The 17,918-nt window shown below is 36.7% G+C and carries 21 protein-coding genes; 9 read left to right on the forward strand and 12 right to left on the reverse strand.

All coding sequences use genetic code 11. The features are described 5' to 3' along the window. Positions 1-45: 45 nt before the first annotated feature. Positions 46-990 carry a lysophospholipid acyltransferase family protein gene (locus H3R28_RS05990; RefSeq protein ID WP_198210167.1) on the forward strand — a complete coding sequence of 315 codons (945 nt, stop codon included), beginning with the start codon at positions 46-48 and terminating at the stop codon, positions 988-990. On the opposite strand, the gene H3R28_RS05995 is transcribed toward H3R28_RS05990, so the two are convergent. Then, positions 987-2,270, reverse strand: a complete 1,284-nt coding sequence (locus H3R28_RS05995; protein ID WP_198210169.1) for a penicillin-binding protein activator — start codon at positions 2,268-2,270, stop codon at positions 987-989. The genes H3R28_RS05990 and H3R28_RS05995 overlap by 4 nt on opposite strands. A 104-nt stretch (positions 2,271-2,374) precedes the next feature. On the opposite strand from H3R28_RS05995, the gene rsmI reads away from it, so the two are divergent. Further along, positions 2,375-3,283, forward strand: coding sequence for a 16S rRNA (cytidine(1402)-2'-O)-methyltransferase (gene rsmI / locus H3R28_RS06000; RefSeq protein ID WP_198210171.1), 909 nt, complete (start codon positions 2,375-2,377; stop codon positions 3,281-3,283). A 3-nt stretch (positions 3,284-3,286) separates the two neighbouring features. Here the strand turns inward: rsmI and H3R28_RS06005 are convergent, their stop codons facing one another. The 4 genes from H3R28_RS06005 to H3R28_RS06020 all read right to left on the reverse strand — a co-directional run bounded on the left by H3R28_RS06005 (position 3,287) and on the right by H3R28_RS06020 (position 7,401). Then, on the reverse strand, positions 3,287-3,940 hold the full coding sequence (locus H3R28_RS06005) for an outer membrane lipoprotein carrier protein LolA (RefSeq protein WP_198210173.1): 654 nt from the start codon (positions 3,938-3,940) through the stop codon (positions 3,287-3,289). 33 nt (positions 3,941-3,973) lie between these two features. Beyond that, positions 3,974-5,137 carry an iron-containing alcohol dehydrogenase gene (locus H3R28_RS06010; protein ID WP_232351245.1) on the reverse strand — a complete coding sequence of 388 codons (1,164 nt, stop codon included), beginning with the start codon at positions 5,135-5,137 and terminating at the stop codon, positions 3,974-3,976. 90 nt (positions 5,138-5,227) lie between these two features. After that, positions 5,228-6,613 (reverse strand): glutamate--cysteine ligase, encoded by a 1,386-nt coding sequence (locus tag H3R28_RS06015; RefSeq protein ID WP_155568684.1) that lies wholly within the window; start codon positions 6,611-6,613, stop codon positions 5,228-5,230. Between the two features lie 53 nt (positions 6,614-6,666). After that, positions 6,667-7,401, reverse strand: a complete 735-nt coding sequence (locus tag H3R28_RS06020; RefSeq protein WP_198210175.1) for a 16S rRNA (uracil(1498)-N(3))-methyltransferase — start codon at positions 7,399-7,401, stop codon at positions 6,667-6,669. Between the two features lie 133 nt (positions 7,402-7,534). Here H3R28_RS06020 and ubiA point away from each other — a divergent pair, with 133 nt between their 5' ends. Both ubiA and H3R28_RS06030 read left to right on the forward strand, forming a co-directional pair. Beyond that, the gene (gene ubiA / locus H3R28_RS06025) at positions 7,535-8,452 is read left to right on the forward strand and encodes a 4-hydroxybenzoate octaprenyltransferase (protein ID WP_122124217.1); all 918 of its coding nucleotides are present in this window, start codon (positions 7,535-7,537) and stop codon (positions 8,450-8,452) included. Continuing rightward, entirely contained in the window at positions 8,449-9,099 is a 651-nt protein-coding gene (locus H3R28_RS06030; protein WP_198210177.1) for a methyltransferase, read from the forward strand. The genes ubiA and H3R28_RS06030 overlap by 4 nt, the downstream gene beginning before the upstream one ends. On the opposite strand, the gene H3R28_RS06035 is transcribed toward H3R28_RS06030, so the two are convergent. From H3R28_RS06035 to queE, 3 genes are read right to left on the reverse strand one after another with little or no spacing between them, the layout of a single operon-like run. Then, complete coding sequence (locus H3R28_RS06035) at positions 9,096-9,629, reverse strand: 6-carboxytetrahydropterin synthase (RefSeq protein WP_198210179.1); 534 nt, start codon at positions 9,627-9,629, stop codon at positions 9,096-9,098. The two genes, H3R28_RS06030 and H3R28_RS06035, sit on opposite strands and share 4 nt — an antisense overlap. Next, positions 9,622-10,353 (reverse strand): 7-cyano-7-deazaguanine synthase QueC, encoded by a 732-nt coding sequence (gene queC / locus H3R28_RS06040; RefSeq protein WP_198210188.1) that lies wholly within the window; start codon positions 10,351-10,353, stop codon positions 9,622-9,624. The genes H3R28_RS06035 and queC overlap by 8 nt, the downstream gene beginning before the upstream one ends. Beyond that, positions 10,353-10,988, reverse strand: a complete 636-nt coding sequence (queE, locus tag H3R28_RS06045) for a 7-carboxy-7-deazaguanine synthase (RefSeq protein WP_198210190.1) — start codon at positions 10,986-10,988, stop codon at positions 10,353-10,355. Before queE ends, queC begins: the two co-directional genes overlap by 1 nt. Before the next feature lie 235 nt (positions 10,989-11,223). Here queE and H3R28_RS06050 point away from each other — a divergent pair, with 235 nt between their 5' ends. The 4 genes from H3R28_RS06050 to H3R28_RS09075 all read left to right on the forward strand — a co-directional run bounded on the left by H3R28_RS06050 (position 11,224) and on the right by H3R28_RS09075 (position 14,291). Next, positions 11,224-11,841: a LysR family transcriptional regulator gene (locus tag H3R28_RS06050; protein WP_198210192.1), complete on the forward strand. Its 618-nt coding sequence runs from the start codon at positions 11,224-11,226 to the stop codon at positions 11,839-11,841. A 594-nt stretch (positions 11,842-12,435) separates the two neighbouring features. After that, positions 12,436-13,152: an alcohol dehydrogenase catalytic domain-containing protein gene (locus H3R28_RS06060; protein WP_408869245.1), complete on the forward strand. Its 717-nt coding sequence runs from the start codon at positions 12,436-12,438 to the stop codon at positions 13,150-13,152. Between the two features lie 57 nt (positions 13,153-13,209). Continuing rightward, complete coding sequence (locus H3R28_RS06065) at positions 13,210-13,989, forward strand: SDR family NAD(P)-dependent oxidoreductase (RefSeq protein WP_198210195.1); 780 nt, start codon at positions 13,210-13,212, stop codon at positions 13,987-13,989. A 131-nt stretch (positions 13,990-14,120) separates the two neighbouring features. Then, positions 14,121-14,291 carry an SDR family NAD(P)-dependent oxidoreductase gene (locus H3R28_RS09075; RefSeq protein ID WP_370552899.1) on the forward strand — a complete coding sequence of 57 codons (171 nt, stop codon included), beginning with the start codon at positions 14,121-14,123 and terminating at the stop codon, positions 14,289-14,291. Between the two features lie 225 nt (positions 14,292-14,516). On the opposite strand, the gene H3R28_RS06075 is transcribed toward H3R28_RS09075, so the two are convergent. From H3R28_RS06075 to H3R28_RS06085, 3 genes are all read right to left on the reverse strand, one after another. Continuing rightward, positions 14,517-15,560 carry an MFS transporter gene (locus tag H3R28_RS06075; RefSeq protein ID WP_198210197.1) on the reverse strand — a complete coding sequence of 348 codons (1,044 nt, stop codon included), beginning with the start codon at positions 15,558-15,560 and terminating at the stop codon, positions 14,517-14,519. Positions 15,561-15,773: 213 nt separating this feature from the next. Then, entirely contained in the window at positions 15,774-16,046 is a 273-nt protein-coding gene (locus H3R28_RS06080) for a hypothetical protein (RefSeq protein WP_110439221.1), read from the reverse strand. A gap of 64 nt (positions 16,047-16,110) precedes the next feature. Further along, positions 16,111-16,383 (reverse strand): hypothetical protein, encoded by a 273-nt coding sequence (locus H3R28_RS06085; RefSeq protein ID WP_110439220.1) that lies wholly within the window; start codon positions 16,381-16,383, stop codon positions 16,111-16,113. Between the two features lie 225 nt (positions 16,384-16,608). Between H3R28_RS06085 and H3R28_RS06090 the strand changes: the two genes are divergently transcribed. After that, positions 16,609-17,388 (forward strand): hypothetical protein, encoded by a 780-nt coding sequence (locus tag H3R28_RS06090; RefSeq protein ID WP_198210199.1) that lies wholly within the window; start codon positions 16,609-16,611, stop codon positions 17,386-17,388. Between the two features lie 78 nt (positions 17,389-17,466). Here the strand turns inward: H3R28_RS06090 and hemJ are convergent, their stop codons facing one another. After that, a complete protein-coding gene (hemJ, locus tag H3R28_RS06095) occupies positions 17,467-17,916 on the reverse strand; it encodes a protoporphyrinogen oxidase HemJ (RefSeq protein ID WP_110439218.1) in 450 nt (149 codons plus the stop codon). Positions 17,917-17,918 lie beyond the last annotated feature (2 nt).

Consider the following 17,918-nt stretch of genomic DNA (forward strand, 5'->3'; position numbering starts at 1 on the left):
CATCCATTCCGTTTTAGTAAAATCCATTCAATAAAAATTTCCTTCATGTCCTTGCCCTTACCATCCCGTCAGATTATTTCCAATTGGTTGAAACAATGTTTATATTACGGTGAATATCTGATCGCTGAAATTTGTATTAACCTCTTACAAAAACTTTCTCCAGAACAAGCCTCCAATCTAGGTGGATGGATTTGTCAAAAAATTGGCACGAAACTTCCCGTTTCCAAAATAGCTGATAGAAATATAAAATTTGTCATGCCTGATCTCTCCTTGCAGGAAAGACAAAAAATTATAGCAGGCGTATGGGAAAATCTTGGAAGAACGGTTGGAGAATTTCCACATCTTGCTAATCTTGAACAAAATACCAAACAAGGTGCGGGCTGGGAAATCATTGGGGAAAATTATTTAATTGAACAGGCAAAGCGTAAAGGACCGGTTTTATTTGTATCAGGTCATCTTGGAAACTGGGAAATGTTGCCACCGGGGGTTGCACAATATGGGGTTCCTTTTTCTTCTTTTTTCCGTACAGCTAGCAATCCCTATGTAAATGAGCTTATCCTTCAATTACGATATCAAGCCATGCAACAAAAAATTCCCATGTTTGCAAAGGGAGCAAAAGGGGCAAAACAAGCATTAAGACACCTTTTACAAGGAAAAAGACTTGGTGTTCTAAGTGATCAGAAGATGAATGATGGCATTCGGGTTAATTTTTTTGGAAAACCTGCAATGACCTCTTCCGCTGTTGCAAGCCTGGCCCTGAAATTACGTTGTCCCATCATTCCCGGTTATGTAAAACGACTTGGACCTGCAAGACTGCGCATTATTGTCGAAACACCCATTGATTATTCGGATCTAGTCGAAAACAATATAGAAAATGTTCGAATATTAACCCAACGCATAAATGACAAAATTGAAGAATGGATAAGGAAACAACCAGAGCAATGGCTCTGGCTGCATAAAAGATGGCCAAAAGAATACTATAAACCCTAATGTGTCATACTGCCCGATGTATTATCTTTTGGAGTTGAAATCATTTTCCCTCCACCAAAGGACTGAATTTCAAAAATCTGTAAATCACGTTTTACTGTTCCATCGGGATGCAGGGCAAAAAAGCCATCAATACCATTAAATCCATCAGACCGCGTTAGATTTTCTATTGAGAAACCACCTGGACGTTTTCTCAAACTGTTTGCCAATGCAGCTGAATCATAGGTGAAGTCCGCTAGGGGTTTTGGGGTTTGTCCATATCTTGCCATATATTGCCGGATAAATTCCTGACGTTTGACCGGATTGGGCGCGACATACCAAGCCCCTTTTAATTTTCCCAACTTACCGGCAAAAGATGACCATAAAGTAGGTCCCATAATCCTGACCTGGCTTGTAGAAACCTGCACTTCATTCATCGCATTGATAACAGACTGCAACTGTAATCCTGTATCAGCCAAAAGCAAGGCGTCAAACGGAGGTTTATCCAGTTTCAGTTTTTTTGTCTCGACCGTTTTTTCAGGTTTTGAAGGAATAAGTTCATTTTGTAAACTATCTCCATCTTCCTTGGGTCCATTCGCTGCAGTGGTATCAGTTGAATTCTGGTTTTGAGAGTTTATTTTAGCCGCTTCCGTTCTTTCATCAAAATTTGACATTGATTTCAATTTTTGTGTGATGTCAGACAGGTCAGCCGCATGATACACGATTGTGGGTTGCATCAATCCCTGATCAGAGCAACTTTTAATTAATCCATCTGCCATTGCCCGACCAAAACTGTTATCAGGTAAAAAAGCTGCAAATTTCATTCGCCCTTCATTTTTGGCTGCTTTTACCAAAGTTTCAATTTGCTGATTTTGCGTAATTCCAAAAATCCACACATTTGAAGATGCTATTGAAGCATTACTGCTATAGGAAAGAACCGGAATATTGACCGCACCAGTCACTGCTGCAACCTCTGTTGTATCCTTAGCTGTCAAAGGACCAAGAATAATGCCATCACCTGCCTCAATGGCTTTATGGGCTGCTGCAGAAGCCCCACCCGTTTCTGCCGTATCATGAACGTCGAGTGCAGAGGGTTCATCAATGGCGAGCCGGGCGGCTTTTAACATATTGTTTCCCAATCCGCCATTTCTCCCCGTCAAGGGAAGAAGAAGCCCAATTTGTTTTTTGGAAGGTTGTTGCAAATTTTGAGTAGGTGTCGTAATAGGAGTATTATTATCACTATGACTAGAAGAACAAGCTGCCAGCAAGCATACAGGGATAGTGACCTTTAACAAATTTGCCATAAAAGAATTCAATCCTAAACAATTTTGTTTAAAAGGTATTTTCTGCTCTATCAATAGTATTCTCCTTTGATTTAATCAAAATCTGATTATCAGTTATTATTAAAATGCAAAAACAAAATATTCAATCAAATATTAACACAATCCAATATAATCGTAGCATTGAAAATAATGCTCGATTTTTTTTGGTTTCCACACCAATTGGCAATCTTGGTGACCTAAGTTTTCGTGCCAAAATGATTTTACAGGAGTGCGATTTGATTTTGTGTGAAGATACACGGGTCAGTGCAAAACTTCTATCAACCTACGGTATTATAACCCCAACCGAATGCCTGCATCAACATAATGAAACCCATCGTATCCATCATGTTTTAAATTTACTTCACCAGGGTAAAAAAATTGCATTGATTTCTGATGCTGGCACCCCTTTGGTATCTGATCCAGGATATCAACTAACCCATGCTGTCATAAAAGAAAATATTAAAATTACGGCCATTCCAGGCGCAAATGCAGCTTTAATGGCATTAACTTTATCAGGACTTCCACCACATCCCTATTTATTTATTGGTTTTCCGCCACCAAAATCAACAGCTCGGCAAAATTCTTTTGCTATCTTAAAGGCAGTAGAAAATATAGGACTGACCCCAACCTATATCTGGCATGAAGCACCCCATCGATTGGTCGATATGCTAAAAGATTTGAAAGAGGTTTTTGGCGAAAATCGTGAGGCAGCCGTAGCTAGAGAATTGACAAAAAAATTCGAAGAAATTCAACGTGGTACTTTAAAATCTTTGCTTGATCAATTTTCCCAAATCTCACCAAAAGGTGAAATGATTGTATTATTGGCCCCCCCCTCTTCAGAAAAAAATAACCATGATATGATAGATCTTGATGCAAATCTTATTGAGGCCTTAAAAACAATGTCCATTAAAGACGCTGCCCAAGTTGTGTCCACCGCTCTTCACTTGCCCAAAAAAATTGTTTATAAACGTGCGCTTGAACTGCAAAAAATATAATCCCTATTCATCATCCTTAAAATGAATGTTAAATAACTCATCAGAAACAGATTTTTTAGGATGAAGGTCATACAGGTCAACTTTGGTAACCTGACCCTGCGCATCAACGACCTCCCATCCTCTTAAAACCATATAATTTTGATTGAATATCAACGTCAGGCTTCCCTCTGAAGGAGAGGCCGTCCTGACAACCGTGACCTGAATTAAACCATTTTCCTTTTCATATTTAACAATCGTGACATCTCCGGAAAAATGAAGATCCGGCTTTAATAACAGTCCTAATGGATTTTGATCAATTGGAATGGTGGTTGTTTGACCAACAGCTCCATCATGAAAAACCATTTTCCCTTCATTCGCTACCAACAATAATTGACTGGGTTTATCATATTCAAACCTAATCCGCCCTGGACGCTTGATCCAAACCTGTCCAGTGCTTCGTTGACCATTCGAGGCAATCTGCTGAAAATTGGCTTTCATTATTGTCAGATTGTTGATCCAATTTTCCAATTGCTGAATGTTATTTAACTGCTTGGACGTCAATGTCACACCCGTCATTGCATTCCCTGTCTTATCCTGAGCAAAAGCAAGATTTCTTAAACCCACCATTTCCAAAACAACAATAAAACAGCAAATGGAAACAACTTTCAACAATCGCATGGCCAAACCCTTTCAGCAGAAATGTAATTATTGTTACAGACTTGCCTGCACAATACGATAACTTACATCAGGTGTAATATTTTTTCTTTCCCCCAATGCGGTCATATGATGTCTCTTTAATTGCTCAATTACCTTTTCCGCAGCATTATTATCAATATCATATTCGTGTAAATAGGTTTTTACACCAAAACTTTCAAAAAATTCCCTTGTTTTGCTGATTGCTTCATCAATAATCTTTTCATCACTATATCCTGTTAATCCCCATACTCTCTTACCATATTGAAGAAGTTTTTCACGTTTATCTTGACGCATTTCCTCTAATAAGGATGGAAGTACAATCGCCAAAGTCTGCCCATGATCAAGACCATACAAAATTGTCAGTTCATGTCCAATCATATGAGTGGCCCAATCTTCCGGAACCCCTGCGGCAATCAAGCCATTTAGGGCCATTGTTGCTGCCCATACAAAATTTGCGCGAGATTCATAATCCTCTGGATTATTATAGGTCTTTGGACCCTCTTCAATTAAAGTTAACAAAATCCCTTCAGCAAAACGATCTTGAATGGATCCATTAACTGGATAAGTCAAATATTGTTCTGTAGTATGGACAAAAGCATCAATAATTCCGTTTGCAACTTGCTTTTTCGGTAAACTGAATGTTTTCGTTGGATCCAGAATAGAAAATACAGGATATAAAAGCTCGTTTTTAATCGGCAATTTATCTTCTGTTGTCTTCCGTGAGATAACAGCATTACTGTTCATTTCCGAACCTGTTGCCGGTAAGGTCAAAACAAATCCGAAAGGAACAATCTGCTGAATATCTTTTCCACCATCAAGTACCAATTTCCAAGGATCATCCTTGCAATGTACTGCCCCGGCGATAAATTTGGTCCCGTCCATGACAGATCCTCCGCCAACGCCCAATATAAAATCAAAATTTTCCTGACGAATTTTCTCAACAGCTTTCATGAGAGTTTCAAAAATAGGATTGGCTTCTATTCCTTCAAAAATCTCGACATGACGACCATCCAATGCCTTTTGTACCTCAGCAAGAGTTCCATTTTTGCGAACACTGCCCCCTCCTATAGTAATTAGTACTTTTGCATTTTTAGGAACTAAGCTGTTCAATTTTTCAATTGTATTTTGTCCGAAAACGATACGTGTTGGATTATAAAATTCAAAATTTTGAATCGACATGACTAAATTCCTTTTATAAAATCAATTTATTAATTTACAATATTCAACCTTAATGACTCAAAGAACAATAAAATTAATTTTTTATCTTCCCTAAATCATAGACTCTTTCATAATTCGCCTTACATCTCCCCCCCAAACCGTTTCATAACGGTGTAACCAATATTCAGACTGGGTTGGACCTCCCTCAGCAATTTCAAATAGGGGAATCAGATACTTGGTTTCATCATCACCATTCTCATCCTTAAAATTGCGATTTTTCAATCCTTGTTGAGCCAACTGAAGAAGACGCTTCATAAATTCCCTAAGGTTTTCTCTACCGATTGATGCTGACAATCCCTGTCCAATCACTTTATTTCTTAAAGCTTTATAGACAGACCATTCCTGTTCCCTGACCAGTTTTTCCACAGCCAGCAATGTTGAAGAATCATACAATAATCCCGTCCAGAAAGCCGACATTGCAATCATCATTTCCCTTGATCCTGCATCCGCACCCCGCATTTCAAGATATTGTTTCAAACGGACATCAGGAAAGGCGACTGTTATATGGTTTTTAAAATCTCCCATGGTCAGTTTCTCATGCTCCAAACCCGCAGGTGTTCTACCCTGTATCCATGCCCGAAAAGATGCCCCAGAAACATCAATCATCTTACCATGACGAATGACAAAATACATCGGCACATCCAACAGCCACTCGATATAGTGTTCGAAACCAAAATGATCGTCAAAAAAAACATCGGGCATACCTGCACGCTGATTATCCGTATCTGTCCAGATATATGCACGCATTGACTGCAACCCGCTCGGTTTTCCTTCATAAAAGGGTGAATTTGCAAATAGAGCGGTAAATATGGGCTGTAAAGCCAAAGATACACGCATTTTACGTGCCATGTCTTTTTCTGAAGAAAAATCCAGGTTGACCTGAACTGTACAAGTTCTTGTCATCATATCCAGGCCAAGTTTTCCAACCTTTGGCATATAGGCTTTCATAATTTCATATCGCTTTTTCGGCATCCAGGGCATTTGGTCACGTCGTGCAAACGGATGAAATCCCAAAGGAGAAAATCCCAATGCCAAAGAGTCAGCAGCACGATGCATATCCTGAAAATGCAAATCCATTTCCCGGCGCGTTTCATGCAAAGTTTCAACAGGCGCCCCAGATAGCTCAAATTGTCCAGCCGGTTCAAGGGAAATCGCACCCCTGTCACCATTAAATCCGATAAGGTTATTCATATCGTAAAGCGGCTGCCAGCTTTCATGCTGATCTTGAATATTTTTTAAAACATCCTCTATTCCATCCGGTTTATAAGCGGGAGGGAATAAATAATCACGATCATTCTGAGAATTAATGAATCCAAATTTTTCATGCTCAGTACCAATACGCCAATTTTGAACAGGTTTACATCCACCGGCCAAATAATCAGCCAATTGTTTTACGGAAGTTACTAAAGTCTGATCATGATCAATTAAACTGGACATATACAATCTATCTACATTTACATTTTTAAAAAAGAAGTAATTATTATACTATATTAAGCTTTTACATAAGGAAATAATTTTGCAAGTCCTGCAGCAATAGCTGTTTCCGCTTTTAAAACAAGATTTCCCAAGGATATAGGAAGTATAAATTTATAGGAAAGTAATTTTTCGATTTCACATTCATCAAACCCTCCTTCGGGACCAATAAGGAGCCCCTCGTTTCCATTATATAATGGTTGAAAAGTTGCATCAATCTTTCTTTCATTTCCACGCTCTAGCGCTATCAGCAAAGGCTTGTCCTGTGGCCAAACATCACAAATTTCGAATAGGGAACAAAGTGACCTTATTTCGGGAATGGTCAAACGGTTACTTTGTTCTGCAGCCTCTTTGGCGATAGCCAGTAACCTTTCATCTTTAATTCTTCGACTGTTTGTTCGCAATGTCTGAACAGGCTGAATAATTCTGACCCCCAATTCAGTCGCCATACGAACAGCCAAATCTGTTGCATCTCGTTTCAAGGGTGCAAAAAGCAAGGTTGGTCCATGAGCAAGAATGGGTAACCTTACCTGCTCCAACAGATGAACAACCCCTTTGTTTTTGGATATATGCTCTATTTCACCAATCCACTCTCCATCTCGGTTATTAAACAAAATAACCCTGCCACCTTTTTTCAACCGTAAAACATTTCCTAGATAATGAGCAATCGTAGCGGATAAATAACAAGGTTCATTTGCAACCAATGTTATAGATTGATCTAAATCAATATAGATACGCGGTACAAAAGACATTCATTCCACCATTCTGTAACAAAATATTCAAACAATCTTTTTCTAGTAAAAAAACAGTTTTATACTATAAAATCCATAAAGCTTTTACACCATCCTCGATATTCAGGCACAAATTTACCTTTTGGAATTAACTGTGAATCAAAAATCATCATATTCTGATATCAATTTATCAAGTTGGATTAATTTTTTACCGTCTTCCTTAAAACCTTATGCCATCTTATCCAGACTGGATCGCCCGATTGGAAACTGGCTTCTCTTTATCCCGGGGTTATGGGGAATCCTATTACCCCATCAAATCAATTGGGCAATACGCTTAAAACTCATATTTCTTTTTGCGCTGGGCAGTATCATCATGCGCAGCGCCGGTTGTGTGGTAAATGATATATGGGATCGTGATTTTGACCGTCAGGTTGCCAGAACACAACAAAGGCCCCTTGCAAATAATACAATTTCCCTAAAAAAAGCAGTTTGTTTTTTACTTGTTCTCTTGGCTCTTGGTTTTCTCATTCTATTACAGCTAAATCCTCTTTCATGGCTTTTGGGCGCTTCCTCCCTAATTCTTGTTGCTCTCTATCCTGGTGCAAAAAGAATTTTTGCCTGGCCACAACTTGTTCTGGGATTTACATTTGGATTTGGTGCCCCCCTTGGATATACCGCCGCTACAGGCTGTTTATCCTGGTCCCAATTTGCGTTATATGCCGCAACTATTTTTTGGCAAATCGGTTTTGATACTATTTACGGATATCAAGATATAGAAGATGATCAACGAATTGGTGTCAAATCAACCGCCCGATGGGCCGGGGAGGCAGGAAAGATTTTCGTGGGTACAAATTATGGCTTTTGTATCATAATGTTATTGATTGCCATGATTTTAAATCAGAATAGCTGGGTTTCTTTCTGTGCCCTTCTCTTACCCTTGAGCCATTTTATATGGCAGCTTAAAAACTTTGACTTATGCAACCCAACCTGTTGCCTAATATTGTTCAAATCCAATCGTGATGCCGGTATATTGATCGCCCTGGCTTTATTAATGGGAAATATTTTTCAATGAATCCGGCACTATTCCAAAAATTTATTTCCGATTATACCATTTTAAAAGAAGTTGATTTTGTTCCGGAAATTTCACTTTATCAAGCCAGTGATATTACACCTATTTGGCAAGCGACTGAAAACTGGCTTGCCGAGCAAAATATTGAACCGCCTTTCTGGGCTTTTGCCTGGCCTGGGGGAAAAGCTCTCGCACGGTATATTATAGATCATCCTCAATTTGTTAAACAGAAAAAAGTCCTGGATTTTGCAGCAGGATGTGGAATTGCCGCCATTGCAGCGGGCAAAAACAACGCGCAATTTATTGAAGTCGCAGATATTGACCCTCTGGCACAGCAAGCGTGTGCATCAAATGCAAAGGTCAATCATATTCTTCTAGATAAAAATTCCAAAAATATTGTTGGACTACCTTGTCAATGGGATCTGATTCTTTGTGGTGACGTTTGTTATGAAGCCCCAATGACCAAGCATATCTGGCCCTGGCTAAAAAAATGTGCCGCCACCGGTGCACAAGTTATTATTGCAGATCCTGGACGTAATTATTTACCCAAAGAAGAACTTTTCCCTATTCATGAATATAATATTCCGACAACAATGGAACTGGAAGATTGTACCAGTCGTCACACGATATTATATCAACTCACCCTCTAGACTTCCAAATCAGAAATTGACATATCCGGTCGTTCCCACCAATGACCTTGTCCATTTTTCGATTGGGGAACAAAATCAAAAGGATTGCCCGAAAAACTGACCGTATTTGTCGGGGTTTCCTTGATATCGATTTTAAAACAATATAAGCTGGTTTTTTCTGCATCCAAAATTGTATTGACCTTGATCATTAATAAACAAGCCATTAATTCAGTTGTTGGATCACCTGGTGTCACGACTAAATGCCTTACACGTTTTGGTTCATTTTTGATAAACCAGGGCAAAAGGGGATCATCTTCTGAAAGCTGAAAAGAATGATCTATGGAACCATCCACAAATTGATGCCATTTCTTTTTTGCATAATAGAAAGGAAGGACCATATTTGCAGAACCATCCAGTCTTTCCGCTTCATGAGCCTTTAAATAAACGCTCACCTCTTCATTATGCCCATGCGGTGTGGCACAAATATCTCCAGCCCCGTGAATTAAACGATGCCCCATAGAATAACGACGAGTAAAAACCAAATCAAACACCAAACATTTCCTTTTGCCGCAAATAGGTCTCCCATCCAGCCTGACGTAATTCGCAGGCAGGACAATGACCACAACCATATCCCCATTCATGATAATGGGTACGATCGCCAAAATAACAACTATGTGTTTCCTTATTGATTAATTCAATAAGTGAATCATTTCCCAAAGTTTCAGCCAATTTCCATTCTGCAGCCTTGTCAAGCCACATTAATGGTGTATGCAAAACAAATCGCGTATTCATTCCCAGATTAAGCGCAACCTGCAAAGCTTTTAACGTATCGTCCCGACAATCAGGATATCCTGAAAAATCTGTTTCACACATGCCACCAACCAAATGCCGCAAATTTCTTCTGTTTGCAATAATCGCGGCATAAGTTAAAAAAAGTAAATTCCTTCCAGGAACAAAAGTCGAAGGTAATCCCTGCTTATTCCATTCAATTTCGGTTTCCCGCGTTAAGGATGTATCAGAAATCGCTCCCAAATCTGATAATTTCAAAATATGATCCTCTCCAAGACGCTCTTTCCATTCCGGTTGAATATTCAAGATCTTTTCGCGAATTACCGAACGGCATTCCATTTCCACAAAATGACGTTGTCCATAATCAAATCCTAGCGTCTCAACAATTGGGAAATGTGTCAAAGCCCAGGCCAAACAGGTTGTTGAATCCTGGCCTCCCGAAAATAAAACCAGGGCCCCTTCTGAAAAATCTGCTGTTTTTTTCATTATGGAATTCCTATTAATTTATGTGTTTGCAATGAAAGATACCATTTTGGGTGATCCTGACAGTATTGGATTGCCTGACGCAAATGTTTATCTCTCTGCTCATCATCCCTAGGCTGCAAACGAAAACTCTTAAAAGATAATGATTCAAATTTCTGGGGATCCATCGCTTCTTGTGGATACACTAATTTCAATTCATCCCCATGCATTTGCATTAGGGCAGCCCCTTGTTTGGGACTTACACAAATCCAATCCACCCCTTTTGGTACAGGCATCGTTCCATTTGTCTCAACAGCAATAAAAAAACCATTTTTCTTCAGAACATCAATCAAGGATTTATCTAGCTGCAACAAAGGTTCCCCTCCGGTAAAAACAACAAAACGATAGGAAGTATCCCTTTCTCCCCAATGTTTTTCAATAGCTATGGCCAACGAATTTGCATCTTCAAATCGTCCACCACCAGAACCATCCATTCCGACAAAATCTGTATCACAAAACTGACAAATCGCAGTAGCTCGGTCTTTTTCCTGTCCGGACCACAAGTTACAACCGGAGAAACGGCAAAAAACCGCTGTCCTGCCTGCAAAATAGCCTTCTCCCTGCAAGGTAAGAAAAATTTCTTTTACTGCATAGCTCATTATCTTAATTTCAAAACTGTTCAAACAATCAATGAAGTATTCTAGTACCATATAATTTTTTATCTTTTAAAGATAAAATTTATTACAGGTTTTCCTTGTATACAAAATTTGAAATTGTTTCGAATGGAAATTCGAATACACTATATATATGAAATAATTCTTTAATTTCTAACCAAACTTTAAAATTTATTCTTCAATTTAATATTCTTATTTTTTTCAAACCTCTGACAATAAAATGAAAAAAACGACACTTAATGCATTGCAATCATTTTTGGCCGTAGCACGAAATAAAAGCTTTACAAAAGCTGCAGCTGAATTAGGAATAACTCCATCAGCTTTAAACCATATAATCAAAGATCTTGAAGAACAACTTGGTTTACGATTACTCGCCAGAACGACACGCAATGTTTCTCCAACCAAAATTGGTGAACAATTAATAACATCGGTTGGATTTCATTTAAATCAAATAAATTTGAAACTTGAAAAGATCAATGAATTACGTGGTAAACCAGTAGGTACTATAAGAATAACTTGTACTGATGATTCTATTGAAATGTGTCTAAGACCTCTTTTAAAAGATTTTTTTATACAATACCCTGATATTATCTTAGAATTACATATCAATTATGAATTTATAAATATTATAGAACATAAATTTGATGCCGGTATTCGTCTTGTAAATTCCATAGACAAAGATATGATTGCTGTTCGTATAGGAACCAATTGGCGCATGGCTGTAGTCGGGTCTCCTGATTATTTTCAACAAAATTCATTTCCAACAACCCCATATGAATTGATCCATCATAAATGCATCAATATTCGACATAATAATTCCGGAAACATTTATGCCTAGGAATTCAGAAAACATAATGAAAAATTCACGGTCAAAGTTAATGGGCCTCTCATTTTAAATAGCAGTTTACAAATGTTGAATAGTGCCCTTGATGGAATAGATTTGGCCTTTATTCCCCAACCACTTGCTGCACCTTATTTACACAATGGTCAATTACAAGAGACATTGAATGATTGATGCCCTGTTCTCCAAGGATTTCACCTATATTATCCCAATCGTAGAAACATGTCGTTAGCCTTTTCTAATTTTATTCAAGCTATTCGATATAGAGATTAAATCAATCTCTATTAACAGTTTACTTGAAAAATTTGAATCAATATCAAGAAATTCATACAGATGATCTTGAAATTCAATATTTTTATTTGTGATTTTTTCTCATAACCACATAAAACTTATTAAATCTAATCACGTTAATCTATTCCCTTTATAATTAAATCCATCCGCAATTTTTAAATCATCCATTCTATTGATTTTATTAAAAAATCTACGACACGAATTGAAAATACATTTACAAATCTAGGAATACAGATAATGAAAGCCATATAAATTCATAATTATGGTGATCCAAATGTTTTAAATTATGAAGAGATACCTATTGTTCACCCCAAAGCTGGAGAGGTTCTTATCCGTAATCGAGCAATTGGAGTCAATTTTGTCGATATTTATTTAAGAAAAGGGATTTTTAATACACCACTTCCATTTATTCCAGGTAAAGAGGGGGCTGGCGATATTATTGCCATTGGTGAGGGAGTAAAAGATTTTTCCGTTGGGGATCGAGTAGCTTATATCGAAACCTTGGGTGCTTATGCAGAACAAACAATTGTTCCTGTACATTTTCTTGTACCCTTGCCTGATAACATCTCTTATGAAACTGCAGCCGCATCCTTACTCAAAGGATTAACAGCCCGGTTTTTAATCCGACAAACCTTTCAAATTAAAGCCATCATTCATGGTCAGGGATGTCATGTTGTTTATGATAGTATTGGCAAAAAAACCTTTCCTGGTTCACTGGATTGCCTGCGTCCTTTTGGTTGTTTTGTTAGTTTTGGCTTTTCTTCAGGACCTATTCCGCCTTTTGATATTCTAACTTTATTAAAAAAAGGATCGCTTTATGCAACTTGGCCTGGCTTAACAACATATCTTTCCAAACGTTCCGACGTGCTTTCCATGAGTAAAAAGTTTTTTGATATTGTTTCGAATAATATTGTAAAAATTCAATCACCTTTTCAGTTATCTTTGGCACACGCTGCTGAAGCCCATCAGCAACTTGAGTTACGCAAACTCACAAAAGCCACTGTACTGATTCCCTAAACAAAAGAATAAATAATAATTTTCATTAAATTGCTACTAGGAAAAAGGAATTAAAAAATGACTATAAATCAAAATAAACGTTTTACTGATAAAGTTGCCTTTATTACAGGTGCAGCAAGAGGTATTGGTAAGGCCACAGCCCTTGCTTTTGCAAGAGAAGGAGCAAATATAATTTTAGTGGATCTGGACGAAATTAGGTTGGAGGAAACCGTAAACCTTATTGAAAAAATTGGGCAACATGCCTTGGCTATTACTGCTGATGTAAGAAATAGCCAACAGATAAAAAATACTGTCGATCGTGCAGTTGCCACGTTTGGTCATATTGATCTAGCATTTAATAATGCTGGTGTTGAACAACCTGTTGGACCGATTGGTGAAGTTACAGAAGACGATTGGTACCATTATATTAATATAAACCTAAATGGTGTTTTCTTATGTATGAAATATCTTATTCCTGTTATGCTTAGGAATGATGGGGGATCAATCGTTAATACTTCTTCCAGTGCAGGCATTATTGGTATTAAAGGGCAAGCTGCTTATGCCGCGACTAAATTTGGTATTATCGGTCTTACCAAATGTGCCGCACTTGATTATGCAAAATCAAACATTCGGATCAATGCCATTTGTCCTGGTATTATTGACACGCCAATGATTGAGCGATTCAGTGGTGGTACGCCTGAAGGAAAAGCTCGTGTAATTGCTCAAGAACCTATTGGCCGTCTTGGTAGACCTGAGGAAATCGCTGCTGCTGTATTATGGCTTAGTTCCAAAGAAGCTGCCTTTACTACTGGTCATGCCATGATTGTGGATGGTGGTCAGACTATTGGTATCAATTAAATATAATTGATTTTGTAAATCCTTATTTATAAAATCAAATAAAAATAAACTAAAACACTATTATATTACCTATAAATAAAATATTTATTTCAAAAAAAGGTAGTTTTACGAAACTCAAAGGCAAAACGGTTATTGTTACGGGAGCAGATAGCGGTATAAGTAAAGCAATCGCACTTAAATATTTAGAAGAAGATATCAAGTGTGTTCTTGTCGATTTAAAAAACCTTCATGAATTGCACTTATTACTTGAAGATCAATTTATTACTCTCACTGCTGATATCAGTAAAAAAGAGGATATATAACAAATTCTGTCAACCACTCTCCAAAACTTTAATAAAGTTGACATTTTATTTAATAGCGCAGGAATTTTTGACATGCAACCTTTATGGGAGCGGCCTTGTTTCTGGCATTTTCTGACTCAAATTATATATCTGGCCAGACATTAAATATTGATAACGAGAATTATATAAATTAATTACAAAAAACTGTCAGAATAAATATTACTGACAGTTTTGTTTTATCATAATCTAATTTTCCAAAATAATCTGATCGTATTCTGGTTCAATACCATTTTCTCGAAATTTGATCCTGTCCTCTTTTGAAGGCTGTTTCACTTTAATCAATAACGTTAATAAGGCGGCAAAAACACCACCAATACAACCAACCCAGCGTACTTGCCGTAACCAACCAATATAATCTGCCAAAATACCCCATAAAATATTTGTAAAAATCGTAACAAACAAAAATAGTGTCCAGATATTTTGCCATTCAGTTTTAGAAAATCCCAATCCATGATCCTGGGATGTTTTTCCAACTAAAAACCAAGGCATTACAACAGCAAATCCAAATAAAGGTGTCGTATTAATGATACGAACCAGCGCAGCCATAAATATATTCTTGTTTCTGAATAAGATGGTAATTGCCTGACCTAATTCAGCTGTTTTCTCTTTAAAAGTCAGATTGGCTTTTTCCCTGTTGGTCCTTGCATTATGCAACGTAATTAATGCAATCAGTCCACCGACAATAACCCAACCCAGAGACATCCATAAAGTATTGTATTCCCCAATCACCGGATTTATAAATCCTGGCAAAAAACCACCTATAACACCAAACCCAACAGAATATGCCGCCCAAAACCATCCCATTGCATTAGAAATTTGCAATTTATCAACATTGTAAATAACAAGCACAACAAAAGAATATAAAAACAAAGGATAACCAAGTCCTCGAATGCCATAAAAAATCACCATCATCCAATAATTGTGATAGGTGAGGCCAAATATCATGAAGAATATATGCATGACTGCCCAAATGGCAAATCCTGCAAACATCGCTTTTTGTGGAGTAATAATTTCCGCAACAACCCCAGAACACCATGCGGACAAGGCAACCATTAACCCATAGACAGTAAAGACAAAACCTGACTGTGCTTCAGAAAATCCTATATCAGTTATATATTTCGATAAAAAAGCGGCCTCAAATCCATCACCGGCCATAAATATCGCAATTGCAATATATCCCCAAATCAAAGGAACCGTCATAAAACCAAATAAAGGCTTTTCTGTATTCATAAAAATAATCCTTTATCCATAAAGTTAAAGAATTATTATCTTTAATATTTATAATTATTATCAATTCAATTTATTGTTATTATATATTTACTTTCTTAATTTTCCACATATATTTGCCAATACTTTTTTATAATAATTTTATTATTTAAACGTTATATTGCTTTGCTGTTTAATAGATATACAAAGCAATATAATCAAGAATTCATGTGATAATCAGAATTGTATTGCAGTTATACAAGCAATCGCACCAAAAACAATACCTGGAGCGTTTGAGATTGCCACGGGCCAGTCTTTGATTTTAACAGCGTACCAAACCCATAATGCACCATTTACAGCAGCCACAGCCGGTTGATAGGGAGGTGTAATTTGACCATGAAGATTATCAATAATCTGAAAAACATATGAAACATACATACAACATGCTGTTATGGTGGCTATCCAACCCACAATATGAATGTATTTGGGAATTTGATCTTTTTCTAACATTTTTGTTCTTTACCTTAGAATTATTGCAAGTTTTCTATTACGAAAATTAGTTCGAAAAATTATTTTATTGATAAAACAATGCAGTAATCGCAGCGATAATTCCAAATAAAATTCCAGGAGCATTCGCGATCGCTACGGGCCAGTTTTTGACACGTACAGCATACCATACCCACAGTATACAGTTTACGGCAGCCACAGCGGGCTGATAAGGTGGAGTTGGATGACCATTAAGATTATTGATAATTTGAGGAATATAAGATACATACATAAAACATGCCGTAAGAATTCCGATTGTGCTTACAATATGTAAATATGTGGGAATTCGTGTATTGGTCATTTTGCAACTTTCTCAATAATAAGTTTAGAATTGTATCGTAGTATTCACCTTTATATATTTACGAAGGAAAGAAAAAACAATTAATAACATTAATTTATATTACAATAATAACTTTAATTAACAAATATTTTTTAAAATATAAAGATTAATTACTCTATATTTTTTTTAATATTATTAAAATCCTGATATATTTCATTCTTTTTGTTATTTTTTAAAGGAAATTCTATGTTAAAAAAATTTTTATACATTTTTATATTTCTTATGATTATTTGCAATAGCTTCATTGCAAAAACCAATGCAAAAGATCCTTTTTTTATTCAAGAAGATCATTATGAAAACTGGTCGCTAACCAAAAATTACACTCGAACCTGGTTAACTTATACCGGACAGAATAATGATCTTGCAATAAAATTGCATCCTTACAGCTATTCATTAAGAATTTCCATTACCCTTAACAAATTACAGAGCAATCAACCCGTTATTGAACTAGATGTTGGTGATTTTACCTGTGAACTAAAGAAAGAGGAAACAGGCACTTACAAAACTGTCCTGGAACCTATTAGTACCGTTCAATTTATCAATAATCTGAAACAACAAAAAATATTCACATTAATTGTTGATGAACAAAAAAATTACACTATTCCCCTGGCGGGAATCAATAAGGCAATAAATGAAATGGAGAATTTCGCCAAAGATCATTACATTATTCTTCCCCCTCCATTTTCCTCAAAAATTGATGAATTCACGACAATGGATATACCCAATATCGTTCCTCCAGATCTATATCCCTTATTCAGACAACAGGCTGCACTGGCTAGAAAATGCAAAGAGGAAAAAAATAATAGGGAAACCTGCGAGAAAGAATATTCAACTGTTCTTGGTTTGCTAAAACAAAACAATATCTGTCAAAAAGAAAAAAATCAGTTCATGTTATCCTATAACAAATCCTCTCCAAAATCCTATCAATGGGTCAGTTGTAACGCTTCCCAGAAAGATAATGATTAAGGACTGATCCTGTATAAACAGCAATTGTTACAATTTATATTTGTAACAATTACTGTAATTAAAAATGTTTTTAAAATATTAAAAAGGCTGCACAATAACCATGATAACAATAATAATCATTAATATTGTAGGAATCTCATTCATCCAGCGATAAAATTTTTCAGAATGATGATTGTTATTTGCAGCAAATTGCCGACGCCAACGTGAACAAAACCCATGATATCCTGTTAAGATCAATAAAGCCACCAGCTTAACCACCCACCATTTTGCATGCCAATCAATGATCCCAGGAGTCAAGGCCAATAAAATTCCAAATAAAAAAGCCGCCATCATTGCAGGATTAATAATATAACGAAGCAATTTATACTCCATTATTTTAAATCTTTCATTTTCATCTGTTTCTTTGTTTACCTGACAATGATAGACAAATAACCGGGGCAAGTAAAACTGACCTGCCATCCAGGCAATAACTGAAATGACATGCAAAGCTTTTATCCACAGAACATAAGGCAATAGAGAGGACATCATTA

Source organism: Commensalibacter sp. M0268, from assembly GCF_016101925.1.
Lineage (GTDB): Bacteria > Pseudomonadota > Alphaproteobacteria > Acetobacterales > Acetobacteraceae > Commensalibacter > Commensalibacter melissae.